Below are 14,512 nucleotides of genomic sequence, written 5' to 3'. Positions count from 1 at the left end.
CGAGCCTGTCACTCCAGGAGTCCCCGCCGTGAACAGCACTTCCTGCCGCATGCCCGCACGCCGTCTGGCGACCGTGGCGACGGCCACGGCCCTCGCCGCAGGGCCCGTGGCACTGACCGGTGTGAGCCCGGCGCACGCCACCGGCGACCACGGCCGCGCGAGCGCCGCCGTCCTGCGCACCGGCCTCGATGTCTCCCTGCTGAACAAGTCGGTCGTGGCCCCGCTCGCCGTCTCTCTCAACGAGGTCCAGGCCCCGCGGAGCGCCGGTAAGACCGCGCTGACCGCCCGCCTGGACGGGGTGAACGGCGGAAAGCCCTTCAGCGTGCTGCGCGCGGACGTGGCCGAGGCGAGAGCCACCGCGACCGCCACGAAGGCCGAGGGCAGCACCACCCTGGCCCGCGCCCGCGTCCATGTCCCCGGCCTGCCGCTGCTGTCGGTCATCGAGATCGAGCAGATCACCGCGAAGGCCGTCTGCGAGGCCGGGAAGAAGCCGGTCGCCACGACCGGCCTGCCCGGCTCGGTGACCGTGCTCGGCAAGCGCGTCACCCTGACCGCCGACGGCCCGACGGACGTCGAGGTGCCGGGCGTCGGCGACGTACGCCTGGACCTCTCCCAGACGCGGACGACGTCCCGGACGGCTGCCGCCACCGCCCTCGAACTCAAGGTGGCCGTCAACCCGTTGAAGCTGAACGTGGCCGAGGTGAACGGCACGCTCACCCTGGCCGAGGCGACCTGCGAGACACCTGAGGCCGCACCCGCCGCACAGCCACCGGCCGACCTCTCCGCCGAGCCGTCCGACGCCCCCGCCGCGATCGAGCCGCAGGGCGCACCCGCCGAGGAGGGCCTGGCCGAGACGGGCGGCAGCTCGACGACCCCCTACGTCATGGGCGGTGCGATCGCCCTGCTCGCCGTGGGCGGGGGAGCGGTGGCCCTGGCACGACGCCGGGGCTGACCTCTGGCCGACGGGGCGCCAGGCGGGGCGGGAGACCGTGCCACGAGGACGGCAGGACCCGGTCACGCGCTGCCCCGCCGACCCGCCCGGGCCGCACACGGCACACCGACCGGCGCGGAGACAACGGGGGCCGCCCCGGTCGGGCAGCCGCCCGCCGGTGCCGCAGACAGCACGAACGCCTCCGCCGGTGCCGTCGACAGCAGCCCAGCTCCACCGGAGCGCCTTTGCCGTGCCGCCACCGCCACCCGTGCGGGGCGCTCGTCGGGGCACCCCGACGAGCCCGACGGGCGGGCCGAACGCCTGCAGGGAAGCCCGGACAGGGCGCGCACAAAGCGCTGTCAGCCCGTCACCGCACGCTCCCGGAGCCTGTCCGTCGTGGGGCGGCCACGGGCGGCTACCGTGAGCCCTCAGCCGGCCACCGCACGTTCCAGCGCCCGCAGGAACCCGTCCGTCGTCGTCCGGTCCCGTACCGCCAGCCGCAGCCACTCCTCGTCCAGGCCGGGGAACGTGTCGCCGCGGCGCACGGCGTAGCCGAGGTCGCGCAGGCGCCGGCGCACGGCCGCCGCGTGCGGCAGGCGGATCAGGAGGAACGGGCCCTCCGCCGGCTCCACCACCCGCACCCCGGCCTCGGCGAACCGCGCGAGACCCGCCACCAGGTGGGCGCGGTCCGCCGCGACGCGATGGGCGGCGTGGGCCGCCTCGGCCACGCCCCGGGGACCCACGCACGCCCGCGCCGCGGCCAGTGCCGGTGTCGACACCGGCCACAGCGGCTGCGCCCGCTCCAGGTCCTCGACGGTCTCGGGCGCCGCCAGCACGTACCCGATGCGCAGCCCGGCCAGCCCCCAGGTCTTGGTCAGGCTGCGCAGCACCACCAGGCCGGGGACGTCGACGCGGCCCGCGAGGGCCTCGCGCTCGCCCGGCACCGCGTCCATGAACGCCTCGTCCACCACCAGCACCCGCCCGGGACGGGCGAGCCCGGCGATCGTCTCCGCCGGATGCAGCACCGACGTCGGGTTCGTGGGATTGCCGATCACCACCAGGTCCGCGTCCTCGGGGACGGCCGCCGGGTCCAGCCGGAAGCCGTCCGCCGCGCGCAGCAGCACCCGGCCGACCGTGTGCCCCGCGTCCCGCAGCGCCGCCTCCGGCTCCGTGAACTGCGGGTGGACGACGACCGGCCGCCGCACCTTCAGCGCCCGCGCCAGCAGCACGAACGCCTCCGCCGCGCCCGCCGTCAGCAGCACCCGCTCCGCCGGCAATCCGTGCCGCTCCGCCACCGCCGCGCGTGCGGCCCGCCCGTCGGGGTAGGCCGCGAGCCCGCCCAGCGACGCGGCGATGTGCTCCCGCAGCCACACCGGGGGAGTGCCGGCCCGGACGTTCACGGCCAGATCGACGAGCGAGCCGCCGTCGTCCCGGACCTCCGCGTCCCCGTGGTGGCGCAGATCGTGCCCGCTCTCAGTGCGCACGGTGGCCCCGGACGGTCTCTTCGTAGCGTTCCCACACCAGGTCCAGCAGCTCCGGCTCCGGACCGATGACGCCGGCCGAGCGCACGTCGACCTCGGGGTGCGCCTCCGTCCAGCCCTCCGTCTGCTGCCGCACCCGGTCCGGCTGGACGCCGGTGAACAGGAAGTACGGCAGGACCACGATCCGCCGGGCCCCGAGCCGCACACACCGGTCGAGCCCGTTCGGCACGTCAGGCGCCGCCAGCGAGGCGAACGCCGTCTCCACTCCCGCGTACCCGCGGCCCTCCCACAGCAGCCGCGCCGCCCTGTGCACCTCGGCGTTGGCGTCCGGGTCCGTGGACCCGGGCCCCACCAGCAGCACCGTCACATCGGCCCGGTCACCCGGTCTGCGCCCGGCGGTGCCGCCCAGTGCCTCGTTCAGCCGCCGTTCCAGCACGTCCAGCAGCGCGGGGTGCGGGCCGAGCGGGGGCCCGTACGTGTACGAGATCCCGGGGTGCCGCTCCTGCTCACGGGCCAGGGCCGCCCGGAAGCCGCCCTGGGCGTGCCCGGCGGGCACCAGCGTCAGCGGAACGGCGGTGAAGTGCCGTACGCCCCGCTCGACCAGCTCGGTGACGGCCTCGCCCAGCGGCGGCCGCGACTGCTCGACGAAGCCGCCCGCCACGGGCAGTTCGGGGCGCCGGGCCCCCAGCTCCCGTACGAACGCGCGGAACGCCTCGGATCCGGTGTCGTCACGGGTGCCTTGGCCGGCGATGAGCAGGGCGGGCGGGGTCGTCACAGGTGCTCCTCGGCGGAAGGGGGGTGATACGGCGGTACGTTGAGCGCGGCAGGGTACGCGATGCCCGCCGCGGCGGTCCCGATGTCGTGTGAGGTGTCCGGGCGGGCACCGGTCCGGAGCCCGTCCACAGCGAGCCGTCCGGGCCCCGGCCGCCGGACGACGGCACAGGTCGCCCTCGCCGGGCTCGCGGCCGACTTGCGCTTGGGGACGAGGAGTTCACCTCCGCCGGCGAGCGCGGCGGCCTCGGCCACCGACGGGGTGCCGACGGCGGCGAGCGGCGCGTCGGACGGGTTCGGCACCCCGACCTCCGCCAGCTCCCCGGCGGAGTACGTCACCAGGGGCACTCCGAGCAGCCGCGCGGCCTCGGCCACGCCCGGCTCCCCGGCCTTGGCGTCGAAGGTGGCGAGCTCGGCGACGGACGCCGTGGACAGCCCGGCCTCCCGCAGGGTGTCCTCGACGAGCCCGAGCACCTCCTCGACGGGGGCACCCCGCGACGCTCCGACCCCGACGACCAGCGACGGCCCCGCCACCACGCCCGGCCGGGCCTCGAAGTCCCGCAGGGCGGTGATGCCGGGCACGGTCTCCACCGCCACTCCCGGCACCGACTCGGCGACGGTCCGCGCGAGGTGCGCGAAGGCGGAGTCCTCATGGGGGTCGCCGACGGCCGCGAAGGCGACGCGGCAGCGATTCCCCAGCAGCCGGGCCACCCGGTCCCCGGCCGGCGCGAGCACGACCCGGACGACCTTCTCCTCGGGCACGTAGTGCAGCACGGTCGCCTCGGCCCGCCCGCGCTCCCCGGTGTCCGGCACGGGCACGACGACGACGTCCGCCTCCCGCAGGGCGTTCACGCCCCGCACCGTCACCAGCTCCGGGTCACCGGGCCCGACCCCGACGCCGACCAGCGTGCCGCTCATGACGTCCGGCACCTCTCCACGAACCGGAGGACGGCACCCGGCTCGGACGCCCAGTGCGTGTGCAGATAACTCGCGTGCACACCGCGCCGTACGAACCCCTCGACCCGCCGCTCCGGGGTCCGGAACCCCCAGGCGGGATCGGGCCCCGAGCCGGGCTCCACGGCGGTGCGGTGGAATTCGTGACCCCGCATCCGTGTCCCCGCCGCCGCGAGCACACTGTCGCCGACCGCCACGGCGTCCCGGTACCCCAGGGTGAGCCGCCGCGTCATCCGCGCCCCGGCGTCCAGCACCCCGCACATCGGCTGCCCGTCCAGCTCCCGGCACAGATACAGCAGCCCCGCGCACTCGGCGGCTACCGGAGCGCCGCTCTCGGCCAGGCCGGCGACGGCCTTGCGCAGGGGTTCATTGGCCGACAGCTCGGAGACGTACACCTCCGGGAACCCACCCCCGATCACCAGCCCGCTCGTTCCTTCGGGCAGTTCCTCGTCCCGCAGGGGATCGAAGGGCACGACGTCGGCACCGGCGGCGGTGAGCAGCTCGGTGTGCTCGGCGTAGGAGAAGGTGAACGCCTCACCGCCGGCCACGGCGACCCGTGGCCGGGGTCTGTCGTGCGACCGCGTCGGCCGGTGGCCGGCTGAGGAGACCGCCTCGGCCGCGTCCCAGGCCGCGCAGGACAGGGCGCCCGCGCCCCGGGCCAGCCGCATCAACGCGTCCAGGTCGCACCCCTCGGAGACCTGCTGGGCCATGGCGGCGACGGCGGCGACCGCCTCCTCGCGCCGCTCGGCGACCGGCACCAGCCCCAGATGCCGGGACGGCGTGTCCACCTGCGGCGCCCGACGCAGCACCCCGAGCACCGGCACCCCGACCTGCTCCATGGCCTCCCGCAGCAGCCACTCGTGCCGGTCCGACGCGACCTTGTTGAGGATCACGCCCCCGACCCGCACCTCCGGATCCCAGGAGGTGAACCCGTGCACCAGCGCCGCCACCGACCGGGACTGCGACGACGCGTCGACGACCAGCACCACCGGTGCCCGCAGCAGCTTGGCGACATGAGCCGTGGACGCCAGCTCGCCCTCACCGGCCGCCCCGTCGAACAGCCCCATCACGCCCTCGACGACGGCGATGTCACACCCCCGCGCCCCGTGCAGGAACAACGGCCCGACCAGCTCCGGCCCGCACAGATAGGCGTCGAGGTTCCGTCCCAGGCGCCCGCTCGCGAGCGCGTGATACCCGGGGTCGATGTAGTCCGGCCCGACCTTGTGCGGGGACACGGCGAGTCCCCGCGCGGCGAACGCGGCCATCAGCCCCGTGGCGACGGTGGTCTTGCCGCTGCCGGAAGCAGGCGCGGCGACCACCAGCCGGGGGACGGAAGAGGACATCACCACTCGATGCCCCTCTGCCCCTTCTGACCGGTGTCCATGGGGTGCTTGACCTTGGACATGTCGGTCACGAGGTCCGCGAAGTCGACGAGCTTCTCGGGCGCGTTCCGCCCGGTGATCACGACATGCTGGGTCCCGGGCCGGTTCCGCAGCACCTCCACGACCTCGTCGGTGTCGATCCAGCCCCAGTGCAGCGGGTAGGCGAACTCGTCCAGCACATACAGCTTGTACGTCTCCGCCGCCAGGTCCCGCTTGACCTGCTCCCAGCCCTCCCGGGCCTTCTCCTCGTTGTCCATCTGCCCGTCGCGCTGCACCCACGACCAGCCCTCGCCCATCTTGTGCCAGTCGACGGACCCGCCCTCACCGGACGCCCCGAGCACGCGCAGCGCGTTCTCCTCGCCGACCTTCCACTTCGCCGACTTGACGAACTGGAACACCCCGATGGGCCACCCCTGGTTCCAGGCCCGCAGCGCGAGCCCGAAGGCGGCGGTGGACTTGCCCTTGCCGACGCCCGTGTGCACGAAGACGAGCGGCCGGTTCCGGCGCTGTCGGGTCGTCAGACCGTCGTCCGGAACGACACTCGGTTGTCCCTGCGGCATTAAGCGGCCCTCCTCGAAGTGCCCTGCACATCCTTGACCAGCCCGGCGATCGAGTCGGCCCGCAGCTCGTCCAGCGTCACCGCGGTCCCGCCCAGCTCGCCCGCGAGCTGCCCGGCGAGCCCCAGCCGCACCGGACCCGACTCGCAGTCCACGACGACGGACGCGACGCCCTCGGCCGCGAACAGCCGCGCCGCCCGCCCGGCCAGGGCGACCGGCTCCGGCCCCCCGGTGGCCCGTCCGTCCGTCACCACCACGACCAGCGGCCGCCGCGCGGGATCGCGCAGCCGCTCCACCCGCAGCACATCGTGCGCGCGCAGCAGCCCGGCCGACAGCGGCGTACGACCGCCGGTCGGCAGCGACTCCAGCCGGGCCGCCGCCGCGTCCACGGACGAGGTCGGCGGCAGCGCGACCTCCGCGCCCGACCCCCGGAAGGTCACCAGACCCACCTTGTCCCGCCGTTGGTACGCGTCCAGCAGCAGCGACAGCACGGCCCCCTTCACGGCGCTCATCCGCTGCCGCGCCGCCATCGACCCGGAGGCGTCCACGACGAACAGCACGAGGTTGCCCTCGCGGCCCTCGCGGGAGGCCTGCCGCAGGTCGTCGCGGCGCACCACGAGCCCAGGACCGGACCGCCCGCGCGCCCGCTGGTGCGGGGCCGCGGCCTGCACGGTCGCCGCCAGGTGCAGCTTGGTGAGGGAGCCCTTCGGACGCCGGGCGCCCGTGGTCCGCCCGTGCTCGGTCCGGGCCCGCGAACGCCGCCCGGCGGCACCCTCGCCGAGTCCGGGCACGCTCAGCACCTTGGTCCGGAACGGTTCGGAAGCGCGCGCGGCCGACTGTTCGCCGGCTCCCGAAGGCTGCGGCTGCGGCTGTCCGTCCTGTTCGGCCTCCGGCCGGGCCTCCTGGTCACCGCCCCGGGGCCCGTCGTCGGGGGCCGGCTGTCCACCGCCCCCGCCCGGCCCGTCCGGCCCCGAGTCCGGGTCCGGGTCGAGGTCCGGGTCAGGGTCCGGGTCATCGTCCCCGGAGAACTCCTCCAGGGTCTCGTCCAGCTTGTCCTCATCGAGGCCCGGCGCGTCGAAGGGGTTGCGGCGCCGGCGGTGCGGCAGCGCGAGCAGCGCGGCCTGCCGTACGTCCTCGGCGAGCACGTCCGTACGCCCGGCCCAGGCCGCAAGCGCCGTAGCGGTCCGGGCCATCACGATGTCGGCGCGCATGCCGTCCACCTCGAAGGCCGCACAGGTCGCCGCGATCTGCCGCAGCGCGTCGTCGCCCAGCCGCACCGACGGCAACAGCTTCTTCGCGGCCACGATCCGGGCCCGTACGTCGGCCTCCTCCTCGGCCCAGCGGGCGGCGAAGGCGGCCGGGTCGTCGTCGTACGCCAGCCGCCGTCGCACGACCTCGACCCGCTGCTCGGGCTCCCGCGAGGCCGCGACCTCGACGGTCAGCCCGAACCGGTCGAGCAACTGCGGCCGCAGCTCGCCCTCTTCGGGGTTCATGGTGCCGACGAGCAGGAAGCGGGCGGCGTGTCGCACGGAGACGCCCTCGCGTTCCACGTACGAGGCGCCCATCGCGGCCGCGTCCAGCAGCAGGTCGACCAGGTGGTCGTGGAGGAGGTTGACCTCGTCGACGTAGAGGATGCCGCGGTGCGCGTCGGCGAGCAGGCCGGGCTCGAAGGCCTTCACGCCCTCGGACAGCGCCCGTTCGATGTCCAGCGCGCCCACCAGCCGGTCCTCGGAGGCGCCGACGGGCAGCTCGACCATGCGGGCCGGCCGGGAGGCGAAGCCCCCGGGCTCGTGCGGTCCGTCCGGGCAGCCGGGGTCGGGCGAGCCGGGGTCGCAGGAGAAGCGGCACTCGGAGACGACGTCCACCTCCGGCATGAGCGCCGACAGCGCCCGCACGGCCGTCGACTTGGCCGTGCCCTTCTCGCCGCGCACCAGCACACCGCCGACCGCCGGTGACACGGCGTTCAGCAGCAGCGCGAGCCGCAGATCGTCCTGGCCGACCACGGCCGTGAACGGAAAGGGGGTGGTCACTTTTCGTCGTCCTCCAAGTCGCCTTCGAGTTGCGGATGGATGTCGGGTCGAGGATGGATCAGGCAGCCGTCCCAGCGTCTCAGGTGGCTCGCGGTCGCCGTGCCGGCGGTCCGCGCCACCGCCACGGTCCTCATGTGGGCGCTCCCGGCGGGACGAAGGGCAGCCCCGACGGCGCGCCGGACTCGATGAGCCGCCACAACGCGTCCGTGTCCGCGTGCTGTTCGATCAGGTCGCCGAGCCGGTCGAGCTGCTCCTCGCGCAGCGCCGCGAACGAGGTGTCCGGCGCCGGTACGAAGCGGCGGCCGGCGGCGGCCGCCACCTCGCGCAGGAAGGCACGCCGAAATCCGTCCGACTCCAGAGAGCCGTGCCAGTGCGTGCCCCAGGCCTGGCCGACCCGGCAGCCGTCCAGGAAGGGAGTGCCACCGGTGACGTCGGCGACCCCGTGGTGGATCTCGTAGCCCTCGACGTGCTCCCCGAGGGCCTCGCCCGCCGGCCGGGTGAGGGTCTTCTCCCGGGCGAACCGCACCCGCACGGGCAGGACCCCGAGCCCGTCGACCTCGCCCCTTCGGCTTTCGACGTCGTCCTCGATGTGCTCGCCGAGGATCTGGAAGCCGCCGCAGATGCCGAGGACCGGCCGCTGTTCGGCGGCCCTGCGCACGAGCGCGTCGGCCAGCCCGCGCTCCCTCAGCCACTCCAGGGCACGGACGGTCCCCCGGGTCCCCGGCACGATGACGAGGTCCGCGTCGGCCAGCTCCTCCGGCCGGTCCACGAACCGCACGACGACACCGGGTTCGGCGGCCAGCGCGTCGACATCCGTGAAGTTGGACATGAGAGGGACCGCGCAGACGGCGACGCGCAGCACGTCCTCGCCGACGGGCGGGGAGACGACGGACTCCCGGACCGTCCCCCGCAGGGAGACGCGCAGCCCGTCCTCCTCGTCGATCCCGAGCCCGTGCCGGAAGGGCAGAACGCCGTAGGTGTGCCGCCCGGTGAGGCCGTGCAGCATGTCGAGCCCCGGCTCCAGCAGGGAGACGTCCCCGCGGAACTTGTTCACGAGGAACCCGGCGACACACTCCTGGTCCTCGCGCGACAGCAGGGCGACGGTCCCGAAGAACGAGGCGAAGACCCCGCCCCGGTCGATGTCGCCGACGACGACCACGGGCAGACCGGCGTTGCGGGCGATCCCCATGTTGACGATGTCCGTCCGCCGCAGATTGATCTCGGCGGGAGAACCGGCCCCCTCACAGATCACCGCGTCATACGTGCCCCGCAGTCGCTCAAGGCAGTCCAGCACCGTCCCGAGCAGCTTCTGCTGCCGTCCGCCGTGATACCCGCGCGCACTGAGCTCGCCGACCGGCCTGCCCAGCAGCACGACCTGACTGCTCTGCTCGCCACCGGGCTTGAGCAGCACGGGATTCATCAGCGCGGTCGGCTCCACGCGGCACGCCTGCGCCTGCATGGCCTGCGCCCGCCCGATCTCGGCGCCCTCCCGTGTCACGAACGAATTCAGGGACATGTTCTGCGCCTTGAACGGCGCGACCTTGACGCCCTGCCGCACCAGCCACCGGCAGATTCCGGCGGTCACGACGCTCTTGCCCGCGTCGGAGGTGGTACCGGCGACGAGAAGCCCACCGCCCGTCATGACGTACGCCCCTTCACGATGTGGCGCGCGGCGACACAGACGCCGAGCGCGAGCCAGCCGACGCGCCTGGACAGCCGTACGGCCCGTTCGATGTCCCGGGTACCGACGCCGCGCCCCGCGCCGTTGAGGACGGGCCGGTGCTCCACGCGCCCGCCGTAGGCCAGGGTCCCGCCGAGCCGCACCCCGAGCGCCCCCGCGAACGAGGCCTCCACGGGCCCGGCGTTGGGACTCGGATGCTTGGTGGCATCGGCACGCCAGGCAGCCACGGCTCCCCGGGGATCGGCCCCGGCCACGGCCGCGAGCACGGCGGTCAGCCGAGCCCCCGGCCACCCCACGACATCGTCCAGCCGCGCGGAGGCCCACCCGTAGCGCCGGTACCGGGCCGACTGGTGCCCGACCATGGCGTCGAGGGTGTTGACGGCCCGGAACCCGAGAAGCCCCGGCACACCGCCGATCGCCCCCCACACGAGCGCTCCCACGACCGCGTCGGAGGTGTTCTCCGCGACGGACTCGACGACGGCCCGGGCGATCCCGTCGGCGTCCAGTGCCTGCGGATCCCGTCCGCACAGATGCGGCAGCCGCGCACGGGCCGCTTCGACGTCCCCGGCCTCCAGGGCGCGCCCGATGGCCAGCGCCTCCCGCGCGAGCGAAGTCCCCCCGACGACGGCCCAGGTGGCCGCACCGGTCACCACGACGGAAGCGGCATCGGACGTACGCACGGCACGCGCGGCGACGGCCCCCAGCGCGACAGCCCCGCCCGCACACACCACGGTGTGCAGCGCGCCCCATCCCCGGTGGTCCCGCCACAACACCCGTTCCACCGCGCCCGCGGCCCGCCCGAACGCGGCGACCGGATGCCCCCGGCGAGGATCGCCGAGCAGCAGATCACCGATCAGACCGGCGGCGGCACCGTACGCGTGGATGCGACCGGCACTCATGGGCTCAGCCGGCCGCGGGGGCGGGCAACGGCGGGGTACAGACCCTGAATCGGCAGCCGAACATGGCGATATGTCCTCACTCAGGGTGTCCACGCCCTGGTTCGACGAGACCGGCGGGGAGAGTTCCTGGCTCCCGGTGAGTGCTACCCCGGTGACAGTGGCGGGACCGCGCCGGACTTTCACCGGCTTCCTCTCCTGCCGCCGCATTGGCCCCGGCAGTCCACCACGGCCGCGAACAGCCGTCAACTTGCCGTTGACCTGCGAGGGGAGAGTGTGGACAAGCCCACACCGCCTGCCTGGCAGGGGGTGCTGACGGCCGCCCCGCACACGGCAACCGGGCGGCCCGGGGCCGAAGCCCCGTGCCGCCCGGTGACAGACGATCGCGGTCAGGCCACGATCAGATAGATCCCGTACCCGACAGCCGCCGCACACCCCGCGAAGCACGCGTACGCACCCGTCACCGCGAGCCCCGCGGACCCGCCCGCCGCCACCGCTCGTTCGCGGCGCGACAGGCCGGTGATGCCGAGGGTGAACAGGCCGACGAGGGTCACGGTGGCCACGAGGCTGACACCGAAGACGGAGCCGAGGGTCGCCCAGTCGATCTTCATCTCAGAGATTCTTCCTTGTCACCGGGTGGGCGGGATCAGACCGGGGTGGTCGTGGTGGAGGGTTCCCGTTCGGCCTGGGCCTGGGCCGGGATCGTGGCGGCCAGTTCCTCGGACGGGCCCGCCGGAGGCGGCGTCACCGCGGCGATCGCGGTGGTCACGACACCCGCCGGCTCCTCGTCGACCTCGTTGACGTTCGTGTGGTCGACGACCTCGCGGCGCGACAGCTTCCAGATCACCGCGCTGGAGACGACCAGGAAGACCGCCACGACCGCCGTGCCCCAGCTCCCGAAGCCGGTCACGTACTCGGCGAGCGCACCCACCAGGGCCGCCGCCGGCAGCGTCAGACCCCAGGCGACGAACATCCGCGTCGCCGTCGACCAGCGGACCACGCCGCCCTTGCGGCCGAGCCCCGCGCCCATCACCGCGCCGGACACGGAGTGGGTGGTGGAGAGGGAGAAGCCGAGGTGCGAGGAGGCCAGGATGACCGTCGCCGCGCTGGTCTGGGCGGCGAAGCCCTGCTGCGGCTGGAGGTCGGTCAGGCCCTTGCCCATGGTGCGGATGATGCGCCAGCCGCCGAGGTAGGTGCCGAGCGCGATGGCGATACCCGCCGAGAGGATGACCCACATGGGCGGGTCGGAGTCGGGGGCGACGGCGCCGCCGGCGACCAGGGCGAGGGTGATGACACCCATCGTCTTCTGGGCGTCGTTGGTGCCGTGGGCCAGCGAGACCAGGCCCGCGGAGGCGATCTGGCCGGCCCGGTAGCCCTTCTTGGAGCCCTCGCCGTCGGCCTTCTTGCCGAGCGAGTACGTCAGCCGGGTGGCGAGCAGCGCCGCGATGCCCGCGACCAGCGGGGCGGCGATCGCCGGGATCAGCACCTTGGTGACCAGGACGTCACCGTGCACCGCGCCGACGCCCGCCGAGGCGATCGTGGCGCCGATCAGGCCGCCCATCAGGGCGTGCGACGAACTGGACGGCAGACCGACGAGCCAGGTCAGCAGGTTCCAGAGGATCGCTCCGACCAGGGCGGCGAAGATGACCTCGGGACGGATTCCGGCCTCGTCGACGAGGCCTTTGGAGATCGTGTTCGCGACTTCGACGGACAGGAAGGCGCCGACCAGGTTGAGGACCGCGGACATGGCCACCGCGATCTTCGGTCTCATGGCGCCCGTGGAAATGGTCGTGGCCATCGCGTTCGCGGTGTCGTGGAAACCGTTCGTGAAATCGAACGCGAGTGCGGTTACCACCACAATCGCGAGGATCAGCGAGAAGCTTTCCATTTACCCAGGCAATCGTTCGGCGTCGTTGGCGGGACGAACGTAGGTAACCCGAGTGAACGGAAGATGAACTGGGAGGGGCGCAGGGGTGTCGGCAACAGAGGGTCGTCATTCCGCCCTGGTGGAGCTGTCCTTGCGCCCCGACGATCAAGTGCCCCTGGCGAACTGTTTCAGTCGATCGAGTGACCCGTCGAAGAGATTCTGATCACCCGGCAGGGTGCCGCTGCCGTTGTCGTACTGCCAGAAGGTCCAGGAGGACCAGCCGGCCGGCAGCGGCCCCGCGCTCGCCGCGTCGTAGCGGGCGACCCACAGGGGGTGGTTCGCGGCAAACGCGCGGCTGTTGCCCGTGCACGTGTTCCACCAGTGGGTGGTCGTGTAGATCGCCGGGCGGCGGCCGGTGAGCCGCTTGATCTCGTCACTGAACGACTCGACCCAGCCGACCATCGCTGCCTTGCTCAGGCCGTAGCACTTGTGCTTCTTGTCGTACGGGTTGTACTCGATGTCGAGCGCGGGCGGCAGTGTCCAGCCGTCCGCGCTCCAACTGCCGCCGTTGCGTACGAAGTGGGCCGCCTGCGCCCGGCCCGACGACCTGTTCGGCAGCGCGAAGTGGTAGGCGCCGCGGATCAGGCCCGCCGCGCGTGAGCCGTTGTACTGCCGACTGAAGTAGGGGTTGCGGTAGGTGGTGGACTCGGTCGCCTTGACGTAGACGAATCTGGCGCCCTTCGCCCTGGCGCTCCGCCAGTCGACGTTCTTCTGGTGGGACGAGACGTCGTGCCCCTTCGGGCGGCTCGCCGCCTCGGCCGGGGACTCCGCGAGCGAGGTCCCTCCCAGCGCGAGTGCCGCGGCGGAGGCCGCCAGTAAGCGGCTGCGGCGGCGGGTGGGTATGTGGTCACGGGCCATGCGATTCCCCCCGGAATGGCGACGTGCACGGCAAATCACCCAGAGGGTACGGGAGGGCCGTTGAATACCCGATGATCTCCAGCCAAGAGAGGTCCATTACTGGTTTGCGTCGGTATGCGCCCTTACGGATGCTTGGTTTCCGGCCTAAAGTGCCCCCGCCCGGCGGCGCGTTGAAGGGCTGCCTGGCAGGATCGCCGCATGGCTGAGCAGCGAGGCGACGAGCGGGACACGGGGGACGTCCGAGGCGGCGGACAGGGTGTGGGGGAGTCACGGCGGAGCGGTGTGCGACCCGAGGAGGAGCGCGCCTGGGAGGACCTCGTCGCGACGGCCCGCCGGACGGTCAGCGACGGGCTCGTGGTCGGAACGTCCGGCAACGTCTCGGTGCGCGTCGGGGACACCGTGCTGGTCACGCCGTCGGGCGTGCCCTACGACCGGCTGGCGCCGGGCGACGTGACCGGGGTCGACCTCGACGGCCGGCAGGTCCTCGGCACGCTCGTGCCGACCAGCGAGCTGCCCATGCACCTCGCCGTCTACCGCACGACCGGCGCCCGCGCCGTCGTCCACACCCACGCCGTGCACGCGACGGCCGTCTCGACACTCGTGAGCGAGCTCCCACTGATCCACTACATGGCCGCGGCACTCGGCGGACCCGTCCGGGTTGCCCCGTATGCCACGTACGGCAGCGACGAGTTGGCCGAGAACATGCTCCGCGCCCTCGCCGACCGCTCCGGCTGCCTCCTCCGGAACCACGGCACGATCACCCACGGCGCGACCCTGGACCAGGCCTACGACCGCACCGCCCAGCTGGAATGGATGTGCCGGCTGTGGCTGACCGCCGCGTCCGTGCCGGGTCTGTCCCCGAGCCTGCTGTCCACGGAACAACTGGCAGAGGTGCGGGACCGGCTACGGGGTTACGGCCAGCGCGGCTGAGCCCCTCCGGGACCGCCCGGCACCGGCACCGGCACCGCGAGCATCACCTGTCCGACGGCTCCTTCGGCGGCCCCCTGCCCGCCCCAAGGGTGCCCGCTGCCCGCACGGTCGCCG

12 protein-coding genes, 1 pseudogene and 1 riboswitch are annotated in these 14,512 nt (G+C 73.8%); of the genes and pseudogenes, 2 read left to right on the top strand and 11 right to left on the bottom strand.

From position 1 onward, the window contains the following. Nucleotides 1–28 precede the first annotated feature (28 nt). On the top strand, nucleotides 29–952 hold the full coding sequence (locus ACQEV8_RS10085; protein ID WP_432959144.1) for an SCO1860 family LAETG-anchored protein: 924 nt from the start codon (nucleotides 29–31) through the stop codon (nucleotides 950–952). A 407-nt stretch (nucleotides 953–1,359) separates the two neighbouring features. Here ACQEV8_RS10085 and cobC read toward each other — a convergent pair whose 3' ends face one another. The 11 genes and pseudogenes from cobC to ACQEV8_RS10030 form a co-directional block, all read right to left on the bottom strand. Then, complete coding sequence (gene cobC / locus ACQEV8_RS10080) at nucleotides 1,360–2,415, bottom strand: Rv2231c family pyridoxal phosphate-dependent protein CobC (RefSeq protein WP_432959143.1); 1,056 nt, start codon at nucleotides 2,413–2,415, stop codon at nucleotides 1,360–1,362. After that, a complete protein-coding gene (locus ACQEV8_RS10075) occupies nucleotides 2,405–3,187 on the bottom strand; it encodes a sirohydrochlorin chelatase (protein WP_432959141.1) in 783 nt (260 codons plus the stop codon). Before ACQEV8_RS10075 ends, cobC begins: the two co-directional genes overlap by 11 nt. A gap of 101 nt (nucleotides 3,188–3,288) precedes the next feature. Further along, nucleotides 3,289–4,101, bottom strand: a pseudogene (locus ACQEV8_RS10070) (cobalamin biosynthesis protein); the annotation flags it as partial. Continuing rightward, nucleotides 4,098–5,480, bottom strand: coding sequence for a cobyrinate a,c-diamide synthase (locus ACQEV8_RS10065; protein WP_432959139.1), 1,383 nt, complete (start codon nucleotides 5,478–5,480; stop codon nucleotides 4,098–4,100). The pseudogene ACQEV8_RS10070 and the gene ACQEV8_RS10065, both read right to left, overlap by 4 nt. Then, complete coding sequence (cobO, locus tag ACQEV8_RS10060; RefSeq protein ID WP_311124958.1) at nucleotides 5,480–6,079, bottom strand: cob(I)yrinic acid a,c-diamide adenosyltransferase; 600 nt, start codon at nucleotides 6,077–6,079, stop codon at nucleotides 5,480–5,482. The genes ACQEV8_RS10065 and cobO overlap by 1 nt, the downstream gene beginning before the upstream one ends. Then, complete coding sequence (locus ACQEV8_RS10055) at nucleotides 6,079–8,106, bottom strand: putative cobaltochelatase (RefSeq protein ID WP_432959137.1); 2,028 nt, start codon at nucleotides 8,104–8,106, stop codon at nucleotides 6,079–6,081. The genes cobO and ACQEV8_RS10055 overlap by 1 nt, the downstream gene beginning before the upstream one ends. Nucleotides 8,107–8,236: 130 nt before the next feature. Further along, a complete protein-coding gene (locus tag ACQEV8_RS10050; protein ID WP_432959135.1) occupies nucleotides 8,237–9,748 on the bottom strand; it encodes a cobyric acid synthase in 1,512 nt (503 codons plus the stop codon). Further along, nucleotides 9,745–10,686: a cobalamin biosynthesis protein gene (locus tag ACQEV8_RS10045; protein ID WP_432959134.1), complete on the bottom strand. Its 942-nt coding sequence runs from the start codon at nucleotides 10,684–10,686 to the stop codon at nucleotides 9,745–9,747. The genes ACQEV8_RS10050 and ACQEV8_RS10045 overlap by 4 nt, the downstream gene beginning before the upstream one ends. Before the next feature lie 100 nt (nucleotides 10,687–10,786). Further along, nucleotides 10,787–10,926: riboswitch (cobalamin riboswitch) on the bottom strand. A gap of 146 nt (nucleotides 10,927–11,072) precedes the next feature. Beyond that, nucleotides 11,073–11,294: a hypothetical protein gene (locus ACQEV8_RS10040; protein ID WP_432959132.1), complete on the bottom strand. Its 222-nt coding sequence runs from the start codon at nucleotides 11,292–11,294 to the stop codon at nucleotides 11,073–11,075. Between the two features lie 35 nt (nucleotides 11,295–11,329). Further along, complete coding sequence (locus ACQEV8_RS10035) at nucleotides 11,330–12,571, bottom strand: anion permease (protein ID WP_432959131.1); 1,242 nt, start codon at nucleotides 12,569–12,571, stop codon at nucleotides 11,330–11,332. Nucleotides 12,572–12,715: 144 nt separating this feature from the next. Continuing rightward, nucleotides 12,716–13,468, bottom strand: a complete 753-nt coding sequence (locus ACQEV8_RS10030; RefSeq protein ID WP_432959129.1) for a lysozyme — start codon at nucleotides 13,466–13,468, stop codon at nucleotides 12,716–12,718. A 198-nt stretch (nucleotides 13,469–13,666) separates the two neighbouring features. Here ACQEV8_RS10030 and ACQEV8_RS10025 point away from each other — a divergent pair, with 198 nt between their 5' ends. Beyond that, nucleotides 13,667–14,398, top strand: coding sequence for a class II aldolase/adducin family protein (locus ACQEV8_RS10025; RefSeq protein ID WP_432959127.1), 732 nt, complete (start codon nucleotides 13,667–13,669; stop codon nucleotides 14,396–14,398). The last annotated feature ends 114 nt before the right edge of the window (nucleotides 14,399–14,512 follow it).

Origin of the sequence: Streptomyces sp. CA-179760 (assembly GCF_050937045.1) — a bacterium.
GTDB lineage: Bacteria > Actinomycetota > Actinomycetes > Streptomycetales > Streptomycetaceae > Streptomyces.
Note: the sequence above shows the minus strand (reverse complement) of the source record. Positions and strands in the feature narration are given on the sequence as shown.